The 19,534-nt window shown below is 39.8% G+C and carries 13 protein-coding genes; 3 read left to right on the top strand and 10 right to left on the bottom strand.

The annotated features are described in order from the left end of the window. The first annotated feature begins 32 nt into the window (after nt 1–32). Complete coding sequence (locus tag B5D47_RS07035; RefSeq protein ID WP_078931131.1) at nt 33–1,232, top strand: CapA family protein; 1,200 nt, start codon at nt 33–35, stop codon at nt 1,230–1,232. Then, on the top strand, nt 1,223–3,820 hold the full coding sequence (locus B5D47_RS07030) for a helicase-related protein (RefSeq protein WP_143592625.1): 2,598 nt from the start codon (nt 1,223–1,225) through the stop codon (nt 3,818–3,820). Before B5D47_RS07035 ends, B5D47_RS07030 begins: the two co-directional genes overlap by 10 nt. A 25-nt stretch (nt 3,821–3,845) precedes the next feature. Here B5D47_RS07030 and B5D47_RS07025 read toward each other — a convergent pair whose 3' ends face one another. The 8 genes from B5D47_RS07025 to argJ all read right to left on the bottom strand — a co-directional run bounded on the left by B5D47_RS07025 (nt 3,846) and on the right by argJ (nt 13,462). Further along, nucleotides 3,846–5,648 (bottom strand): HEAT repeat domain-containing protein, encoded by a 1,803-nt coding sequence (locus B5D47_RS07025; RefSeq protein WP_078931130.1) that lies wholly within the window; start codon nt 5,646–5,648, stop codon nt 3,846–3,848. A 17-nt stretch (nt 5,649–5,665) separates the two neighbouring features. Further along, a complete protein-coding gene (gene tgt, locus B5D47_RS07020) occupies nt 5,666–6,802 on the bottom strand; it encodes a tRNA guanosine(34) transglycosylase Tgt (protein WP_078931129.1) in 1,137 nt (378 codons plus the stop codon). Nucleotides 6,803–6,832: 30 nt separating this feature from the next. Continuing rightward, nucleotides 6,833–7,903, bottom strand: a complete 1,071-nt coding sequence (locus tag B5D47_RS07015) for an LptF/LptG family permease (protein WP_078931128.1) — start codon at nt 7,901–7,903, stop codon at nt 6,833–6,835. Between the two features lie 20 nt (nt 7,904–7,923). Then, a complete protein-coding gene (locus tag B5D47_RS07010; protein ID WP_078931127.1) occupies nt 7,924–9,378 on the bottom strand; it encodes an LptF/LptG family permease in 1,455 nt (484 codons plus the stop codon). Nucleotides 9,379–9,386: 8 nt separating this feature from the next. Beyond that, on the bottom strand, nt 9,387–9,833 hold the full coding sequence (gene dut, locus B5D47_RS07005) for a dUTP diphosphatase (protein ID WP_078931126.1): 447 nt from the start codon (nt 9,831–9,833) through the stop codon (nt 9,387–9,389). Between the two features lie 214 nt (nt 9,834–10,047). Further along, nucleotides 10,048–11,217, bottom strand: a complete 1,170-nt coding sequence (locus tag B5D47_RS07000) for an acetylornithine/succinylornithine family transaminase (RefSeq protein ID WP_078931125.1) — start codon at nt 11,215–11,217, stop codon at nt 10,048–10,050. A 13-nt stretch (nt 11,218–11,230) separates the two neighbouring features. Beyond that, on the bottom strand, nt 11,231–12,124 hold the full coding sequence (argB, locus tag B5D47_RS06995) for an acetylglutamate kinase (RefSeq protein ID WP_078931152.1): 894 nt from the start codon (nt 12,122–12,124) through the stop codon (nt 11,231–11,233). Nucleotides 12,125–12,187: 63 nt separating this feature from the next. After that, nucleotides 12,188–13,462 (bottom strand): bifunctional glutamate N-acetyltransferase/amino-acid acetyltransferase ArgJ, encoded by a 1,275-nt coding sequence (argJ, locus tag B5D47_RS06990; protein WP_078931124.1) that lies wholly within the window; start codon nt 13,460–13,462, stop codon nt 12,188–12,190. Between the two features lie 319 nt (nt 13,463–13,781). On the opposite strand from argJ, the gene B5D47_RS06985 reads away from it, so the two are divergent. Then, the gene (locus B5D47_RS06985; RefSeq protein ID WP_078931123.1) at nt 13,782–14,486 is read left to right on the top strand and encodes a hypothetical protein; all 705 of its coding nucleotides are present in this window, start codon (nt 13,782–13,784) and stop codon (nt 14,484–14,486) included. A gap of 1 nt (nt 14,487) precedes the next feature. On the opposite strand, the gene B5D47_RS06980 is transcribed toward B5D47_RS06985, so the two are convergent. Together B5D47_RS06980 and B5D47_RS06975 are read right to left on the bottom strand one after the other, a co-directional pair. Then, the gene (locus B5D47_RS06980; RefSeq protein WP_159443506.1) at nt 14,488–15,690 is read right to left on the bottom strand and encodes a BMP family ABC transporter substrate-binding protein; all 1,203 of its coding nucleotides are present in this window, start codon (nt 15,688–15,690) and stop codon (nt 14,488–14,490) included. An 11-nt stretch (nt 15,691–15,701) separates the two neighbouring features. Next, nucleotides 15,702–19,274 carry an HD domain-containing phosphohydrolase gene (locus B5D47_RS06975; RefSeq protein WP_078931121.1) on the bottom strand — a complete coding sequence of 1,191 codons (3,573 nt, stop codon included), beginning with the start codon at nt 19,272–19,274 and terminating at the stop codon, nt 15,702–15,704. Between the last annotated feature and the right edge of the window lie 260 nt (nt 19,275–19,534).

Here is a 19,534-nt window from a genome sequence, read left to right as displayed (position 1 = left end):
TTTTATTGCAGTTTTTTAACTATAATTGAATTATGAATTTTCTACGCTCCTGCGTTTCAGTTTTTTTTCTCGTTTTTAGTTTTTCTTTTTTTTCATGCAATTCAACTTCAAGCATAAGCCAAAACGAACCGAATTTTCCCAAGACAGAAGAACCACAAATGTCTTCAATCACAATGCTCTTTGCAGGCGACATTATGGCGCACGAAATCAATTTTAAGGCGCAGAATTTTGAAAGAATTTGGCAGGATGTAAAGCCTCTCGTAAAAAGCTGCAATCTGGCCTTTGCAAACATCGAAGCCCCGGTAAACAGCAAGCACGAATGGAGCACTTATCCGCAGTTTAACATGCATCCGGAATACGTTCAGGCGGCAATTGATTCTGGATTCAATGTTTTTTCGCTTGCAAACAATCACACAAACGACTGGTATCTTGACGGAATAAATGCAACCCGAAACTATTTTGAAAAAATGACTGATGTTTTTGCCTGCGGAATAAAATCAAATCCTTCGCAAAAACTCACCTTCCAGATTATTGAAAAAAACAGTTGGAAAATTCTTTTTGCGGCCGTTACAGAAATTTTAAACCGGCCAGATTACGCTTCTTGGATTGACTATTTTCCTCCAAAAAAACATTCCGAGCTCATTGAAGAACTAAAGAAAATCCAGTCCCAAAACGAACACGACATTTTTGTTTTGAGCGTCCACACTGACGAAGAGGAATACAAAAAAAACGTAACAGAAAGCCATAAAAAATTTTTCCGCCAGCTGATTGAAGAATGCAAGGTTGATGTAATTTGGGCAAATCATCCTCACGTTTACAAAACTTTTGAAACAGTAACAATTTCTGACGGCAAAACAGAAAAAAGCGCGCAAAGCGATTCGCCTTCAACAAAAACAAGAAAAGCATTTATAATGTACGCAAACGGAAACACAATTTCTGGACAGAGGACTTCGCCTTCGCTTACAAAAACCGCAAATGCGCGCGATGACACAGGCGACGGACTTTTTATAAAAATGACTTTTGAAAAAACTTCTTCTCAAGTCAGCATAAGGCAGATTGAACCGCACTTTATAACGTCTTATATTCAGCCGGACGGACAGATTGTGCTACGCCTTGTTGATGACGATTTTATTCACTGTCTGAAGCGCTCAGGACTTTTTTACTGGGCAAAATATATTGAATCAAGAAAAAAAATTTACGAAAACACAAAAGGAAATTCATTATGGCAATAAATTATAAAAAACTACCTGTTTACGAACAAAAACAGCTTATTTTAGACCAGCTTGCAAAAAATCAGGTAATTGTAGTTCAGTCCACAACCGGTTCTGGAAAAACGACCCAAATTCCTGTAATTCTTCACGAAGCAGGTTATTCTCAAGACGGAGTAATTGCTGTAACACAGCCACGAAGAATCGCCGCCCTTTCGGTAAGCGAATTCATTGCAAAACAGTTAAAGACGACTTATCCGGGACTTGTCGGCTACAAAATGCGTTTTGAAGATAAAACTGACTCTTCAACAAAAATCAAAATAATGACAGATGGAATTTTGCTGCAGGAAATGAAACTTGATCCGTGGATGAGCAAATATTCTGTAATCATGATTGACGAAGCCCACGAACGCTCGCTGAACATTGACTTTTGTCTTGGACTTTTAAAGCGAATTCTTGCTGTCAGACCGGATTTTAAGGTTATTATTTCTTCGGCAACAATGAATGCACAGGCTTTTTCAAAATATTTTAACGACTGTCCGATTGTGACAATTGAAACCCAGGTTTTTCCGGTTACGATGGTTTACGATCCGCCGGCAATAAAACCGACAACAACAACAGAATCGGGCGCCCAGGCAATTTTAAGCAAAATTGAATCGACAATCGGGCGCGTTCTTGACAATCACGAACCTGGCGATATTTTGATTTTTCTTCCCGGCGAAAAAATCATAAAAGACTGCGTGCAAAAACTTTACAACTCAAGTTTCCGCTCAAAAATCCACATTGTTCCACTTTATGGAAGACTTCCTAAAGAAGAACAGGAAAAAGTCTTTGACTCCGCCCCATTCGGAAAAAAGAAAGTTGTAATTTCGACAAATATTGCCGAGACTTCTGTAACGATAAATGGAATAACAACGGTTATAGATTCGGGTTTGGCAAAATTGAATTTTTACAACCCAAAAACCTATACATCATCTCTAATCGAAACTCCGGTAAGCAAGGCAAGCTGCAATCAAAGACGCGGACGGGCAGGACGAACCTGTTCAGGAACATGCTACCGGCTTTACAAGCGCACGGATTTTGAAAGCCGGAGCGAATACACGACTGAAGAAATTTTCCGCACCGACTTAAGCGAAGTTCTTTTGAGAATGAGTGAGCTTGGAATTACGGATTTTGAAAATTTTGACTTTATTTCAAAGCCCGAAAAGGAAAATATCCTCGGCGCGCTTGAAACTCTCAACATGCTCAAAGCCCTCAATCCAGACAGGACTCTCTCTTCAATCGGAAAGCTCATGGTTGAATTTCCACTTGAACCGCGTGTAAGCAGAATTTTAGTCGAAAGTATAATGAATTATCCTGACGTGCTTGATGAAAGCGTAATTGCAGCGGCATTTTTAAGCACCCAGTCGCCTTTTGTTCTTCCTCCAGGAGAAGAAATGGACGCCCGGGCGGCGCATCACGCTTTCCGCGACATTCAGGGCGACTTTGTCTCTTACGTAAAACTTTTTAGACGCTATCAGTCAATGGAAAACAAAACCCGCTTTTGCCAGAACAACTATCTCGACGAAAAAGTGATGAAAGAAATTTCAAGCATTAGAACCCAGCTCGAAGAAGAAATCAGCGCGCTTGGAATTCCTGTGACTGGCGGAGGCTCGATGGAAAATTACCTTTGCTGTATTTCGGCAGGAATGATTCAGTTTGTTTGCGTGCGCGATGGAAAAGAAAATTACCGTTCATTGACGACCGACCACATTTCAATTCATCCTGGTTCCGGAATGTTCCGCACCTCTCCTCTTTTTATTGTCGCCGGAGAAATTGTAAGAACAAGCCGAATGTTTGCAATGAGCGTAAGTCCTCTTACAAAAGCGCTTCTTGCAAAAATCGATCCAACTCTCGAAAAAAAATTGATGTCAGTCCGTGGAGCAAAAGGAAAATCGCTCACTGGAAACCTTGAATACACAGGTTCAACATTCAGAGAGCAAAAAGGAAAACCTGGACGCGATGACAGTTATTTTGGCGGAAAACTGGACAAAAACGAAAAGAAAAAACGCGACGAAAATTCAATCGGAATCGGAGGAGAAATTTTTGCACTTGAAAAAGTTAAAGGCAAAAAACAGGCAGTCCTTCCTTACGAAAAATTCAAGGAAGCCCTTCTTTCAGAAAATGACAAAAATAAACTTGCGGCGCTTGCAAATCTCCGCGGAAAACTCGTTCTAAAAGGCGGTTTTGCGCTTACAGGCGAAAAATTTGAACTGATTGCAAAACTTGTCAAAAATTTGAATTTAACTCCGGTAGATGCAAAATCCTGGCCGAAAAATTTCAACATCACTTTAAATGACGAAAAAGACGGCGAGCTTTTGATTCAAAATTTAAAATACGTTCTGAACCTTACAATGGCAAAATCGCGGACAAAAGAATTCGGCTTTATAACCCTATTTAGCGACAGCCGCGGAACATACTGGTTTAAGGTAAGCCGCGGATTCGTCACCGCTCTGAACGAAAGCCTTGCCGCCTTGGAAAACCTTGTCGACGATGCAGGACAGATTTTAAATGCAGTTCAAAAAGACAAGGTGAACATGCTCTACAGAATGCTGAACAGTCTGTACGAGTAACGCTTTTTAGCAAAAAATTCTGCTCTTATTTTGCATTTGCGTTTGGATTGCTCTTTTTTTCAAGTTTTTCTTTTTGTTCTTCGGAAATTTTTTCGGCTTCTTTTACAGTGCTGTCCGAAGAACCTAAGATTTTTTTTGCTTTTTCGGCATTTGCGTTTTTCTTGAGCGGATTTTTTGCCGCGTCGAGAATAATTTGCCTTACAACAGGCAAAACGTCTGGATAACGGCCTTTTGAATAAATATCAAGTCCAGTTCCCTGAGTTGCAGTGTCCTTTGAATCAAGATAATCCTTGCATATAGAAGAAAATTCATTTCGCTTATATTTTGCGAATTCTTTTCCGAGGGCATATCGGAGAGGTTTTCTTCTGTCGTCTTTTAGAGTTTCGCGGGCAAGAGCAATAATCTCGTCTGTGCCGGCATTGTTGTATTCAAGAAGAGCAGTAGCAACGCGGCTTTTTGGAGTATCTGCAACTTTTTTGTCCGTAATGAGCTTTACAAGATACTCATTCCCTTCTTTTGTGTTCAGGCAGGCGATTGCAGGATAGCACTTTTTTTTGACAGAATCCTCCTTGTCTTTTTCAAGCCGGTAAACAAGATAAGGAACGGCTTCTTTGTAACCATTTTTTTTGCAGACTTCGATAGCTTCAAGCCGAACCGTAACGTGAGAGTCGCGGATTGCTTCGATTACAGTTTTTTTTGCCTCGTCCTTTTCCTTAAAATTGGAAAGTCCCTTTACAACTGAACATCGCAGTTTTGGGTCTGTATCTTCATAAAGCTTTACAAGAACTTTGACAGCCTCTTTTTTTTCCATTGAGCCTATTGCTTCTGCCGAATACATTCTTATAAAAGTATTTTCGTCTTCGTCCTGAGCCATTTCTACAAGCTTATCGTAAGTTTCTACGGCTTTGATTTTTCCAAGAACTTTTACAAGCTGCTGACGCTGGGCAAGCGATAAATCTTCGCGTTCCAAATATTCTGACAAAAAAACAGCCTCTTTTGAGCCGCCGATTTCGCCAAGAGTCGTAAGTGCGTTCGTAAAATAGTTTTCATCCTCGCTTTCTACGAGTTTAAGAACAACAGGAAGCGCTTCTTTTGTTTTTACCGCCTGAATATATTTAAAAACCGCATCTACGGTCGATTTTTTTTGCTCATAAGGGTCGTCAAGAATTTCGAGCGCGAAGTTTTCTAGGCAAGGATCTTTGAGTTTTGTAAAATATTCGAGAATTTTTTCGCGGACAGCAATGGTTTTTGTAACGTAAAATAAATCGTAAACTTCATCGACAAAGCGGACATCTTCGTTTTTAACAAAATCGTTTAGAAGTTCAATAATATCATCTTCCATTCCAAATTTTAAAGTGTCGGCGTTTTCTTTTCTTGTGTCCGGAAATTCCTCGTCAAGTTCCGCAATTTTTTCCGCATCCTGTTTTTGAGGCCGTTTTTTTGGAATTTTTACGGAAAGCTCTCCATCTTCCGCTTCATCATCAACGTCAGATTTTTCGGTTTGGGAAGAATTTTCACTTTCCGGCAAAGACTGCGCGCTTTCTTGATTTTCAGAATTTTTGTTTTCTGCTAAAACTTCGCCGTTTTCTTGATTTTCGGTTTGGGATGAATTTTCTTCTTCCGGCAAAGATTTTACGTTGTCTTGAGTCTCGTTTCCGGAAGAATTTTCATTCTCTGTCTGAGTTTCTGATTTTGCAGGCATTTCAGCTTCTGGCGGATTCTGCGGCTGAACTGTTTTTTCAGAACCAGAAACAACTTCCGCCGTTTGTCCAAAAACCTGCAATTTTAGAAAACAAAATGCCGCCAAAACCAAAATATTTTTTTTCATAAAAACTTCCGCAAAAATTATTTTATATTTCCAGCGTGATACCGTTTTAAAAAGTTTGTTCTGTATTCTTCAAAACGGTTTTCTTCGATTGCAAGGCGAATTTCTTTCATCATATTATGCAAAAAATACAAGTTGTGGTAACTTGCGAGCATGCTGCTTAAAATTTCTTGTTCCTTAAAAAGATGACGAAGATAACTTCTTGAGTAATTGCGGCAGACTTTACAATTGCATTCGCTGTCAACAGGGCCAAAATCGTGAATAAAACGCTCCTGCTTAATCGAAAGTTTTCCGTCATGAGTAAAATATGAACCGTTGCGCGCATTTCGCGTAGGCAAAACGCAGTCAAACATATCAATTCCGCTGTGAACGGCGTCCAAAATGTAGTCCGGAGTTCCGATTCCCATAACATATTTTGCCTTTTCCTTTGGAAGATGATTGACCGTAAAATCCAGCATCGAGGCAAAAACTTCCGCAGGCTCGCCTACACTCAAACCGCCGATTGCAATTGCCGGCATTTCCATCGAAGTTACAAATTCTGCGGAACGGATTCTTAAATCTTCAAAAAAGTTTCCCTGAACAATCGGCAGAAGAATTCCTTTATATCCTTCGTCCTGTTTTTTTAACCATTCAGATTTTGCGCGTTTTAACCAGTTCTCTGTAATTTCGAGCGAATGAAGGGCTTCTTTTTTATCAATTCCCCAGCCGGAACAAACGTCAAGCTGCATCTGAATATCCGAATTGAACTGAGCCTGAACGTCCACAATTTTTTCTGGAGTAAAAAGATGCCGGCTTCCATCGATATTTGAAGCAAACATTGCCCCTTCTTCCGTTATTTTGCGCAGTTTTGAAAGGCTCCACACCTGAAAACCACCAGAATCTGTAAGAAAATTTTTTTCCCAGCCGGAAAATCCATGCAAACCGCCAGCTTCCTCGATTACATCGCTTCCAGGCCTTAAATAAAGATGATAAGTATTTGCGAGAATGATTTCAAAACCGATTTCGTCCAAATCATCTTTTGTAAGAGCCTTTACAGTCGCATTTGTTCCAACAGGCATAAAGACCGGAGTCTGAACGTCGCCGTGCGGCAGGTGCAAGGTTCCGGTACGTGCTTTTCCGTCAGAAGACTCGTGTTTAATGTCAAAAATATTCATCATTATTTTATCCTTAAAAAATCAACTTTTTGTCTACGTTCTGGCATATTTTAGAAGAACCAGACTTACAACGACAAACAGAAAAACCGGCAGCCAGGCTCCAAGGAACGGAGAAAGAACTCCAAATTTTGCCATAAGCATTGTAACCATCTGAAAAACGTAGTAGATTACCGCCGCAGAAATACAGCTGGCAAGACTTATGAGCATTACATTTTTTCTTGTTTTTCCGCTCAAACCAATCGACAAAAATACTACAATAAAAAGAATGAATGGAAAAGCATATTTTTTATAATAGACGCTCAAAGGCTCGTTATAAGGAAGCCCTACTCTTTTTAAGTGGGCAATATATTCCCTTGACTCGCGGGTGTCTACGGTTTCGACGGAAGTCGTGTTGTTTCTAAAAGTTTCTGGAATTTCGGTGAGCAGTTCAAGAGTAGCCGAATCAACCTCCGAAGAAACCAAATTTCCGTCAGAAAGAGTGTATTTTGTGGAACCGTTGAGTTTCCAGTGATCATCCATCCAAAGCGCGGAATCTGCACGGACAACGCAGTTTAAAGATTTGTCTTCGTTTCTGATTACAATGTAAAGCGCATAAAGGCGCATTGCCGAGTTGTCATAAAAATCCGCCTTATAAATGACATTTCCCTGACCGGACATGACGACGATTTTGTCGTTATTGAGGCTTTTTTCGCGGTTTAAGACAATTTCCTGAAGCTCAACCTTTTTTGCAAAGGTTGGAACAACGACTTTATCTTCAAAATAAAAAAGTCCAAAACTTAAGATAAATGCAAAAACCAAAAGCGGAGCTGTAAATTTTATGAGCGGAACTCCGGAGGCAAAAACCGCGACAAGTTCATTATTCGCATAAAAATCCGACAAAGTGTAAGAAACTGCAAAAAGAATCGAAAGCGGCGCCGAATACCAAAGCGACTTAGGAAAATACAAAAGCATTATCTGAAAAACAGTCTTTGCAGGAACTCCGTTTGAAATAAAATTCCAAAGATTCATAAAAAGATCTACAAGAACCAAAACAAAGGCAAAAAAACAAAGAGAGCCGACAAAAAGAGGCACAAATTTTTTTAAAATATATTTTACAAGCGTCATTTTTAAATCCTGTTTAAATTCTATTTGCCAATCAACTTTATATAGAAGAATCCGCCCGCAATCGTTATTGCAAGATTCGGTGCCCACATTACTACAAAACCATTTAAACCGCCACGGTTGCCAAAAATCTGTCCTAAAATCATCATTGTCCAGTACAAAACGCAGATTACGATTCCGACTATAAGTCCGATTGTCTGGCCGTTGTGTTTTCCAAAAAGAAGCGCGAGCGGAAGCGCCAAAAAAGCAAAGAAAATCGAGCCAAATGGCAGCGAAAATTTTTTATTGTATTCAAGCTTGTAGGAATTCAACTTTTTTTTAGAAAAATCTTCCGATTCTTCCATCTGCTTTATTTTTTTATGCAAGTCGTAAGATGTCATTTCGCGAGGGCTCACCCTGTTTGAAGTCGCAGAAATTGATGATTCGAAAACATTTAAATTCATTTTTTGTGAGGAAAGCACGTCAAAATTTCCACGTTTTTCCTTGTCAAAAAGAAGAACCGTCGCATTGTTCATTTCCAGCGTCATAAGAACTCCGGAATCTTTTGCCTTTTTTACAAGAGAATCGTCCGCAACAATTATGCGTTGCTGTCCGTCTGCTCCCGTGTCAAAAAAAATCAAATCGCTTACCTGATCATTTACGACGTTCCCGATTACAAGAGTTTTGTCGACCGTTTTTTTTATTGAATTAGGCTCAAGCTCAACAGACGGATTTGAAGACAAAATCGAACGATACAGCCTGTTGTATTTGATTGTTCCAAGCGGTAAAAGATAGTCGTTTACAAAAAAGGAACCAAGCGAAATTACCGCTCCAAGAATAATTACCGGCATTAAAATCGTTCTGTAGCTTTGGCCGGAAGCACGGAAAATAAGAATTTCATTTTCGGAAACAAGCCTTCCAAGGCACATTAAAAAACCAACGAGGGTTGCAAAAGGCGCAGACTGGGCAATTATCGAAGGAAGAGCGTAAGTCATAAGGCGCATAACGTCCCAAAGCGGCACTTTTTTTTCAAGAATTTTTTGAATTACGAGCAAAATCTGGTTTACAAAAAATATAAAAAAGAAGAACAGAAAGGCGACAAAAAAATACAGAAAAAGCTCTTTTAAAAGATAGCGATAAAAAACATGACGGTTTATGCCGGATTTTTCCTGCATTGCCTCGTCAAGAAAATTTGCCGTTTTATAGCAATGCAAAAAACGCATAAAAATTGCGGCACGGTGAAAAATCGAATTCAGAAGATTAAAATTCGTCCAAAACGGCTTGAATTTATTTTTATAAAACCAGCGGATTTTTCTGCTGAGCCTGCTTTTTGAAACAATCCGCCAATAATAATAGCCAAGAGATTCAATATGCAGAACGCCTTTTTTTGCTTTTGAGCCGTTGAATTTTGAGGAAATTTTATTTTTAAACTGAATCCAGCCTTTCCGAAAAAAATCCACGGTTCGGGTTATAAAGGCTTCGATTTTATCGAGTTTCATTAAAGAATTTATTTTCCGGTATGACCAAAGCCACCGCTTCCGCGTTCTGTTTCGTCCAAAAACTCAGCGTTTTCAAAAACGCCCTGAGTAACCGGAGCAACAACCATCTGTGCAATTCTGTCGCCGTCAGAAATTACAAAATCCTCGCTTCCAAGGTTGATTAAAATTACTTTTACTTCGCCACGATAGTCGCTGTCGATAGTTCCTGGAGTATTAAGACAGGTAATTCCGTTTTTAGCGGCAAGTCCTGAACGAGGCCGAATTTGAACTTCAAAACCTTCCGGAATCGCCATTTTAATTCCAGTTGGAACCATAAAGCGCTGCATAGGTTTGATTACGATCTTTGAGCCGTCAGGAATAAAAGCGCAGATGTCTGCTCCAGCAGAGCCAGATGTCTGATAAGAAGGAAGTTTTACGCCTTTTTCGGCAAGAATTTTTATTTTGCAGATGTTCATATTTTCTCCAATTTTAACACTGTCTTAAATTATACAGAAAAAACGGAGAATTATAAACCACCAGACAAAAAATCTGTAGCCCCGGCCGGAACGGCGCGACAGCGTTCCAAAAAAGAGAGGCGGTCAAAACCGCATTTCTTTTTTGGAATGCAGCGCAAGCGGAACCGTGGAGCGACGGGTTAGAGCGTAAATTGCGCTCCAAATTTATAAAAAACTAAAAAGTTTCGAGGGTTTTCCTTAAAATCTCAAGACCTTCGTCGATTTCTGACTGCGAAATATTTAGCGGAGGAACGAGCCTTAAGGTGTTTTTTCCAGCGGTCGATGTCAAAAGTCCGTTTTCGAGAAGTTTTTTTTCAACCTCGACAGCGCTCAATCCTTCGACAATGTCCGCTCCAATCATAAGGCCTTTTCCGCGGACTTCGCCAACATTTTTGTTTTTCCAGCTTTTTATCTGGCTGCGGATATATTCGCCTTTTTCCTTTACGCCCTCCAAAAATCCCGGCTTTTGAAGCTCATTCAGCACGACAAGACCTGCCGCACAGGCGAGAGGATTTCCGGCAAATGTTGACTGATGATCGCCAGCCTTAAAAACGCCGTTTGCTTTTCCGCGGAACAAAATTCCGCCCATTGGAAGTCCGCCGGCAACGCCTTTTGCAAAACTTACAACTTCCGGCTCAAAACCGAGCTCATCGCTTGCAAGAAGACTGCCAGTTCTTCCAAAACCTGTTTGAACTTCGTCCGCCATTACGATTGCTCCGGCCTTTCGAGCGGCTTGTGCGGCGGCTTGTGCCCATTTCGGGTCAATCAGATTTACTCCGCCTTCTCCCTGAACACATTCAATCATAAGCGCGGCAGTTGTGTCGTCAAAGGAAGTTTTGATTGCTTCCCAGTCGTTCGGCTTTATAGTTTTAAAACCTTGAACATAAGGCGCAAAATACGGAGGATGGAATTTTTCCTGGCCAGTCGCGGTCAAAGTTGCAAGCGTGCGTCCGTGGAACGAAGACTCGAGAGTGTAAATTACACGTCTTTTTTCGCCTCCGTTCAAAAATCCATATTTTCTTGCAAGTTTAAAAGCCGCCTCGTTTGCTTCGCCACCAGAATTTCCAAAATAAACACCTTCAAAATCCGTAGCTTTTAAGAGTTTTTCTGCAAATTCTACGCCTGTATCGCTTGTAAAGTAATTGCAAACGTGAATCTGCTTTTCTGCCTGTTTTGAAACTGCGTCTACGAGCGGTTTAAAATCGTGTCCAAGACAGTTGACTGCAATTCCCGCCAAAAAATCAATGTATTTTTTTCCGTTTACATCGTAACAGGTTGAACCTTTTCCGTACGCCATTGTTACGTCGAACGAACCATAATTATTTACAACAATTTTGCTTCCCATAAAATTTTCCTTTTTAGTAAATCATTGTGCCGATACCGCGGTCACTGAACATTTCGATTAAAAGAGAATGAGGAACACGGCCGTCAATAATATGAGTTCTCGGAACTCCGCCACGACGGGCGAGCATACAACATTCAATTTTCGGAATCATTCCTCCGGCAATTGTTCCGTCGTCGATAAATCCCTGAACATCTTCAATATGAATGCGTGGAATAAGCGAATGAGGATCGTCTATGTCTTTTAAGACGCCTGGAACATTTGTCAGCTGGACAAATTTTTCCGCCTTAAGGGCAACTGCAATTTTTGCGGCGGCTGTGTCGGCATTTATGTTGTAGCGGTTCATGTCTCCGGTTTCGCCGAGCGCAACTGTGGAAACAACAGGAATAAAACCTTCGTCCAAAAGCGACTGTATTATTTGAGGGTGAACTTCTGTCACTTCGCCGACAAATCCAAGGTCAACGCCGTTTTTGTCAATTTTTTTTGCGCGCAAAAGTCCAGAGTCAACGCCGGAAAGTCCGACAGCTTTTCCGCCTTCCTGCAGCAGGATTCCACAGATGTCTTTATTCAATTTTCCGGTCAAAACCATCTGAACGATTTCCATGGTTTCTGAATCCGTATAGCGCAAGCCGTTAATAAACTTTGATTCTTTTCCGACGCGCTCAAGCATATGGTTAATTTCAGGACCGCCACCATGAACAAGAACGACCTTAATTCCGATTGTATTTAGAATTACAATGTCCTTCATTACGGCGGTTTTTAATTCTTCGTTGAGCATGGCATTTCCGCCATATTTTACAACGACAGTTTTTCCAACCCAATGTTTAAAATATGGCAAAGCCTGAACAAGAACATCGCTCCAGTGGGCGTTGTCAAGCCGCGGATTTTCTATAAAATTCTCTTCATCCATTTTTTTTATCTCCAGAAATTTCTCGTTTTTAGTTTTTTTATTTTTTTTCAAAAAAAGCGGAACTTAAGTGCGATAATCTCCGTTGATTTTTACATAATCGTAAGTCAAATCGCAGCCCCAGGCTGTTCCGCAGGCATTTCCGTCTTCAAGCTCAACAAGAATTTCCACGGCTTCTTCGGTCAAGATTTTTTTTGCCAGCTCCTCATCAAAATCAAGAGGAACTCCATGGTCAAAAACTTTTATTGAACTTTCTTCGCCGCCATTTTGCTTTCCGTCTTCAAAATATCTTTTTGAATCTTTTCTGCTCAAAAAAGAAACGCTTGTCTTTTCTGGAGTAAAATTGAATCCAGAATAGCCCATTGCATCAAGAATACGACCCCAGTTTGCGTCCGCACCAAAAAAAGCGGCCTTTACGAGGTTTGAGCAGATTACGGCTTTTGCAAGTCCGCGCGCATTTTCGACAGTGTCGGCTCCAGTCACATTGCAGGTTACAAGCCTTGAGGCTCCTTCGCCGTCGGCAGCAATTTTTTTTGCCATTTGAGTATTCAAAGTGTTCAAGGCGTCAAGGAAGATGTCAAAGTCTTCTCCTTCTTCCGTAATTTCCGCATTGCCGGCTTTTCCGTTTGCAAGAATTAAAAGGGTGTCGTTTGTAGAAGTGTCACCGTCAATCGAAACGCAGTTGTAAGTTCCTGCAACAGAAAGTTTGAGTGCTTTTTCGAGCATAGCCGCACTGATTGAACAGTCGGTCGTAACAACAGAAAGCATTGTTCCGAGGTTGATGTGAATCATTCCCGAACCTTTTGCCATTGTTCCCATAGTAACAGTTTTTCCGCCGATTTTAACTTTTAGCGCAACTTCCTTGTATTTTGTGTCTGTCGTCATAATAGCCTGACGGGCTTCGACATTTCCTGTTTTGCTCAAAAGCGAAACGCTTTTGTCGAGGCCGTCCAATATTTTTTGAACAGGCAACTGCTGACCGATTACGCCAGTTGAACAGACAAGAACATTTTCTTTTTGAACGCAAAGTTTTTCCGCAACAGCAAGAGCCTCTTTTTCTGCATTTTTATAGCCCTGCTCTCCAGTGCAGGCATTTGCGTTTACAGAATTCATAATTACTGCCTGAGCTTTTCCGTCGGCAATCTGTTTTTTTGTAAATTTAACACATTCAGCCTTTACGCGGTTTTGTGTAAAAACGCCGGCAGCATTGCACACACAGTCGCTAAAAATAAGGGCAGTGTCGTAAGTCGTGCGGCTTTCCTTGATTTTATTTAAAACTCCGCTGGCTTTAAAACCTTCGGCAGCGGCAACTCCGCCTTCAACAAAAGTAAATTTCTCCATAAAAAGCTCCAATATCACGAATAAATATGCAATTATCATACAGAGTTCTGCATATTTATTCAATATAAATATTTTCTTTATCTTGCGTTCCTTAAAAAACTCCGCGTTAGCGGTGAGCCACGGATGGCAAAAATCACAGTTTGCGAAAGCAACGCTTGAACAAACTGTAATGATAAAAATTACAGGGATGTAATTTTTATCATGCCTCCTTAAAATTTTACGTTTCTAAAAAACATTTTGTGCCTCGCATAACAAAACGAACCGATGTATTAAAAAACACCTTCTTTTCAGACCACGGTTTTAATTCTATAATCCTTTTATGAATGAAAACGATTTAATTGAATTACAAACCCAGACACAAAATATTACGCAGATTTTTACAAAAAACGGGCCTATTTTAAAAGACGGAACTTTTGACAGTCAAAAAGTTAAAGATACAATTCTCGAAATGGCGGCAGCCCTGCTTCCAAAAGAAAAAACAGACTGTCTTACAGAGTGGATGGAAAAACATGAATTTTTTACAAGTCCTGCAAGCGCAAAATACCATGCAAACGTTGCCGGAGGACTTGCTGCTCATTCCCTTACGGTGATTTACCAGAGCCTTGTTTTTGCGCCAATGATTTTTTCAAATTTTATCCAGACAAAGCGCGCAGAATCTTATGATTTTTCAGCGGCGGATATTTTTATTGCCGCTCTTTCCCACGATTTTTGCAAGGCTGGATTTTATTCAGTCGAACACAAAAAAACAAAAAACTATCAGGGCAACTGGGTTTACGAGCCATATTTTAAGGTAAAAAGCGAAAACCGGAACCTCGGCCACGGAAACGAGTCCGCTCTCATGCTTCTTGAATGCCTTCCAGAATACATTCACAAACGTCCGGTTCTCGAAGCAATAAGCCGCCACATGGGATTTTCCGATTTAAGCCCGAACGAAAGCTTTAACTATTCAAATTTTCTGCAAAATCCTCTCGTCATCTTGCTCCAGCTGGCAGATCAAACAGCCGCTCAATGGTGGGATTGCTAAATTAAGGCAAAATCTTGATTACATCATCGAGGACATAACAAAAAGCCGGTGATGAAGATTTTTCATTTTCGAAAAAAGGTGTCCTTAAGTCAATTTTATTGGAACTGTCAAACGGAGCAGTTCCTGTAAAATTTCCAGAAAAAATTGCAATATCATTTTTTTCAATTTTGCTGCTAACAGATTTTACGGTCGAATCAATATTTTCCGGCAAAATTGCATAGTTTATGTCCAGAATGCGGACCCACCCCTTTTCGATTCCTGCCATTGCGTCCTGACCGTAAACTTTTCCGTCAATGCAATCTTCAATTTTTTTACCATGCAAAAGAGCATTTATCGACTGCTCAAAATAATAAGAATAATCAACAGAACAGCTGACCAACGAACGTGTCGGAGCAATATCTGTCATACTCTGGCTGTATCCGACATGATAGACAGGAAGTGCTCTCTTTGAATTTTCACAGGCAACGGCAGGGCCTTTTGTGTCAGAATGTTGAGAAATTACAACACAGCCTTCATCAATCAATTCTACGGCAACCTGCTTTTCCAGAGAATAATTTGACCAGGTGTCCGTATATTTTACGAGCATTGTCGCTTCTGGAACAACCGACTGAACTCCAAGGTAAAAAGCCGTATAACCGGAAATAACCTCTGCAAATGGAAAAGCCGCAACATAACCGACTTTTGCCTCTTCTGCGCTTATAACTTTCGATTCAATCATTTTCTTCAGTTTTTCTCCGGCAATCACGCCGCAAATATAGCGTCCCTGATAAATCGTTCCATAACAGTTATGATAATTTGAAAGAACCGGTTCATCATTTGCATTGTCGCCAGTCGGCACGCAAAATTCAATTTCTGGATGAAGGGATGCCATATCTTTTACAACCGGACCGTAACCGTAACTCGCGGCAATTATATAATCACACTTTTCGTTTACGAGCTCTTCAAGAGGAAGTTCAATCTGGTCTTCCGTAACATTGTACTTAGTAACGCACTCAATTTTGTCGCCAAAAACCGAAACAACGTGATTTTGTGCCTTTATAAAATTTTCTGTATAAGGAGTTATTTCATCGCCTACAAAAATAAAACCAACTTTCAGGCTTCTATCTTCGGAACGTGTCAAAATATGAATTCCAAAAGAAAGCAGGCACATTGCAACAGAAGTAATTGCGCACAAAATATATTTTTTTTTCATTTTTACATTCATAGTTTTCCTCATTAAATGTTTTCTGCCGGATTGTTTTTTGTTTTTTCGTAAAGTTTTTCCACATCTATTGTTCCGTCAGCAATCAGAGAAAGCAAGATGTCCACAAGTTTCGGATCAAACTGAGTTCCGCTGTTCCTCTTAAGCTCTTTTATTACAAAATCAAGATCCAGCTGTTTGCGATAAATACGATTCGCCGTCATTGCGTCAAATGCGTCTGCAATGCCGATAATTCTTGCGTCAAGAGGAATTTCTTCACCTTTTAAGCCGTGGCAATAGCCGCTTCCGTCGTATTTTTCGTGATGATAAAGGGCGCCAACGCTTACATTGTCAACAGTCGTAAGATATTTTAAGATTTCCGCACCACGAGTAACATGAGATTTCATGATTTTGTATTCTTCGTCCGTAAGTTTTTCCGGCTTCTTTAAGATAGCATCTGGAATTGCGATTTTTCCAATGTCGTGCAAAAGCGCCATCTGCCGCAGAGTCCCACATTTTTCCTTTGAGTATCCAAGTTTTTTTGCAATATAAACCGAATACTCCGACACTCTGCGAGAATGTTGATTCGTGTTTGGATCCCTGGCATCTACGGTTTGAGCAATAGAAAGAATGGTTTCGTTCACCATTTTAATCTGCTTCTTTGCATATTCGAGTTCGTATTTTTGTTTAAGCAAAGTCTTCTGGGCACGAACTCTAGTAACAAACCATGTAAGCCAGACAAGAACAAGACAGCCTGTCAAGATAACATAGAGCTTAAACCAGTTTTTCTGATACATTTCTGTTTCTTTTTCAATCGTGTAATTTGCACTTTCGATTACGTTTCCGTTCAATCCGTCGAGAATCGAAATTTTAAACACGTAAGTTTTTGGCTTTAAGTTTGAATAAGAAATTTTTCCAAGTTCGCTGAGCAAACACTCTGTAGGTTTTAAATCATTTCCGTCAAGAGAATATCTTACATAAGGATCGTTCAGGGAATAATTCAATATTTCCGGCTCAAGTACAAGTTTTTGAGTTTGAGGCGAAAGCTTAAAAACGTCAGAACGGTTAATTCTATGCTTTATTCCGTCAACTTCCACAGAATTCAAAATCATGCGGTAAGATTTTGAGGCCATGTCGTATTTTGACATATTAACCTTTACAACTCCGCTGTCGCAGCAAAGATAAAGATTGTCGTTTTCGAGACAAGGCCATGAATTTGCAATCAGCTGCGAACGAAAACCATGCTTTGCATTTATGAGCAGATACTCGGTTTTTAAATTTTCAATCAAATCTTTTGACTGTGCCACAAATATTCCTGCGCTTCCCAAAATCCAGCATGTTCCGTCAGGATCGCAAATCATGTCGTAATTGTTTGAATACGGAAAATTATCGAGTTTTTTGACTTCTCCTTTTGCGGACGTATAGCAAATTCCGTTGCTTGTAACAATAAATACACCGTCAGAAAAAGAATCGTAAACCATTCGCAAAATTACGTTTGAAGAAAGTCCGTCTTTTTTTCCAATATTTTTAACAATCTTGTCATTTTCGATTTTTGAAATTCCACCGCCGTCTGAGCCTACATAGCAGCCATTTTTGTATTCAAGAAGGCAGAGAGATTTTTCGTTGGCAAAACCGTCCTGCGCAGTAAAAACTTTTTCAACAGAATCTCCTCTCAAAAAGGCAACTCCATAATCTCCGGCAACAGCAATTCTTCCGTCCTTAAGTTCACAGATATTTCTAAAACGGTTTCCAGGAAGTCCGTTTTTTTGTGAAAAACTCTTTATCTCATATTCGCCAGAAGAATCCACCCTCACCTTATAAATGCCGCTTCCAGTCGTTGCAATCCACAGATTATCCATAGAATCCACCTTCAAACAGCGAATTCTTATTTTATTAAGCAATGAACTTATTTTATTTTCGCGTATTTTTTCGTTTTCTTCGTCAAGAATTATAAGTCCCTCGTCAGTGCCGCAAAAAAGCAGTCCCTGCCATTTTTCTGTAGAATTTACAACAGCCGTTTCTTCAATTTCTGAAAAAAGTTCGATAAAAGTGGATTTGCACATTTCGAGAAGTCCAAGCCTTGAAGAACTGAACCAGAGATTTCCCTGATAATCGATAAGCATTGCGTCGATTGAATTCGAAAAATTGTTCGTGTAAAGTTTTTTGGCTCTAAAACTTTCATCAAAAAAGGCAATTCCCGTGTCAGAACAAACAAAAACGCCATTATTTTCTGCAAAATAGAATGAATTTATGCCTTCGATTCCTGGAATTTTAAATTTGCGGACTAATTTTGGGCCGGAAGGTGTCAGGCTGTAAATAAAAATCGAATTGTCCGGGCTTGCAAGAAAAAGCCTTCCGTCTTCCGAAAAATCCACAGTCTGAAAAGAAATCTTTTCCTCGCCTTTTAAAAATGAACGGCAAATTTCTCCGTTTTTAAAGCAAAAAAGCTCTCCGCGTTCGGTAACAGCAACGACATTTCCAAATTTGTCGGCGGACATTTTTGACACGTTTTTAATCTGTTCATAGTTTTTTGTAATTTTTACTCCGCCGCTCAAAGACACGAGAGAAATTCCTTCCGTTGTTCCAATGTAATAATTTCCTTCGGTATCGCAGACAATGTCCTTTACAGAATTTGAAAGAAGACCGGTTTCTTCGTCAATCACATTCATCACGTGTTCATTTATAAAAATTGTAATTCCGCCGTCATTTGTTCCAGTCCAAAGTCTTCCTTCTTCGTCTACAAAAAGACAATTTACGCTTTTTACAGAATGAATATCGCTCATAAGCTTAAATTTTGAACCGTCATACTTAAACAGGCCGGCATAAGTTCCAATCCAGAGTTTTCCGTCATTTGTCTGTTCTATGTCGTTTGCTTCGCCAGACAAAAGTCCCTCAGAATTTGAAAAAACAGTCTGAACATAAGAGTCGTATTCATCGATAAAATTTTGACTAAAAACCGGCTTAGGCTGAAAAACAAAGAAAAGCGCAAAAATAAAAGTCAAAAACGGAGCTGTATTTTTGAAGGATTTTTTTTCCTCTAAATTTTCATCACGTTTTTTTCTGTAAAATCTTACGAGTTTTATTAAAAGATAAATTATTTCCACACAAAACAATTTGTCCAAAAATTCAATATAAAACTGCCCGGTCGCAAAGGAAACATATTTGGGAAAACCTGCGTCCATAAAGAAACGCATTACTTGAGCTGCCCAAATATTGCCGATATCACCACCATACATTGTTATGCTGACGATTACGGAAATAACCGTCGAAATTACGGCAAGCCCCATTCCAATCGTCATAGTTAAAAACTGGCTTTCAAAAACCTTCTTTTTTGCAAAATGTCCGGCTAAAAAACCGATAAATGCGCCAGTAACGCAGTAAACCGACTGATGGTCAACAAAAATGCCGTAAATTATATTGTTCGTAAACCCGACTATGGCGCCACAGACAGGACCTGCAAAATACGCGATAAGAAAAGTTCCGACAGAGTCGCACCAAAGCGGAAGCATAAGTTTTTCGGCAAAAACTCTTCCAAGAAGGTCAACAAAAAATGCAATAACCGTAAACGGAACAATCAAATACTCTCTTCTTTTATCTTTTAAAAACATCACTTTTTTCCTATTTCTAACATTATAACGTTTTATTTATGAATTACAATTTTTCTGGACAATTTTTATAGAAAATAATGCGCGAAGTTAAATTTTTTAAGGCAAAACCTAGCCCGGATCGTCACGGAAAGACCGGACGAGCGGAGCGAGGAGGACTTGCAGTAAGAGCCGGTTAGTGCGAAGATGCGCTGCGAAAAATTAAAAATTCGTATTCTCTCATAGAAAAAAAAATGTTAAACTTGCATCAAAAATTTAAAGCA

Origin of the sequence: Treponema berlinense (assembly GCF_900167025.1) — a bacterium.
GTDB classification, from domain to species: Bacteria; Spirochaetota; Spirochaetia; order Treponematales; family Treponemataceae; genus Treponema_D; species Treponema_D berlinense.
This window is presented reverse-complemented; position numbering and strand designations above follow the sequence as displayed.

Excerpts from the sequence above, each read along its gene's own strand:
- B5D47_RS07000 (WP_078931125.1), bottom strand. The coding sequence starts at position 11,217 with ATGGGAAGCAAAATTGTTGTAAATAATTATGGTTCGTTCGACGTAACA.
- B5D47_RS07030 (WP_143592625.1), top strand. The coding sequence starts at position 1,223 with ATGGCAATAAATTATAAAAAACTACCTGTTTACGAACAAAAACAGCTT.
- B5D47_RS06980 (WP_159443506.1), bottom strand. The coding sequence starts at position 15,690 with ATGAATGTAAAAATGAAAAAAAAATATATTTTGTGCGCAATTACTTCT.
- argJ (WP_078931124.1), bottom strand. The coding sequence starts at position 13,462 with ATGGAGAAATTTACTTTTGTTGAAGGCGGAGTTGCCGCTGCCGAAGGT.
- B5D47_RS07015 (WP_078931128.1), bottom strand. The coding sequence starts at position 7,903 with ATGACGCTTGTAAAATATATTTTAAAAAAATTTGTGCCTCTTTTTGTC.
- B5D47_RS06975 (WP_078931121.1), bottom strand. The coding sequence starts at position 19,274 with ATGTTTTTAAAAGATAAAAGAAGAGAGTATTTGATTGTTCCGTTTACG.
- B5D47_RS06985 (WP_078931123.1), top strand. The coding sequence starts at position 13,782 with ATGAATGAAAACGATTTAATTGAATTACAAACCCAGACACAAAATATT.
- dut (WP_078931126.1), bottom strand. The coding sequence starts at position 9,833 with ATGAACATCTGCAAAATAAAAATTCTTGCCGAAAAAGGCGTAAAACTT.
- B5D47_RS07025 (WP_078931130.1), bottom strand. The coding sequence starts at position 5,648 with ATGAAAAAAAATATTTTGGTTTTGGCGGCATTTTGTTTTCTAAAATTG.
- argB (WP_078931152.1), bottom strand. The coding sequence starts at position 12,124 with ATGGATGAAGAGAATTTTATAGAAAATCCGCGGCTTGACAACGCCCAC.
- B5D47_RS07035 (WP_078931131.1), top strand. The coding sequence starts at position 33 with ATGAATTTTCTACGCTCCTGCGTTTCAGTTTTTTTTCTCGTTTTTAGT.
- tgt (WP_078931129.1), bottom strand. The coding sequence starts at position 6,802 with ATGATGAATATTTTTGACATTAAACACGAGTCTTCTGACGGAAAAGCA.
- B5D47_RS07010 (WP_078931127.1), bottom strand. The coding sequence starts at position 9,378 with ATGAAACTCGATAAAATCGAAGCCTTTATAACCCGAACCGTGGATTTT.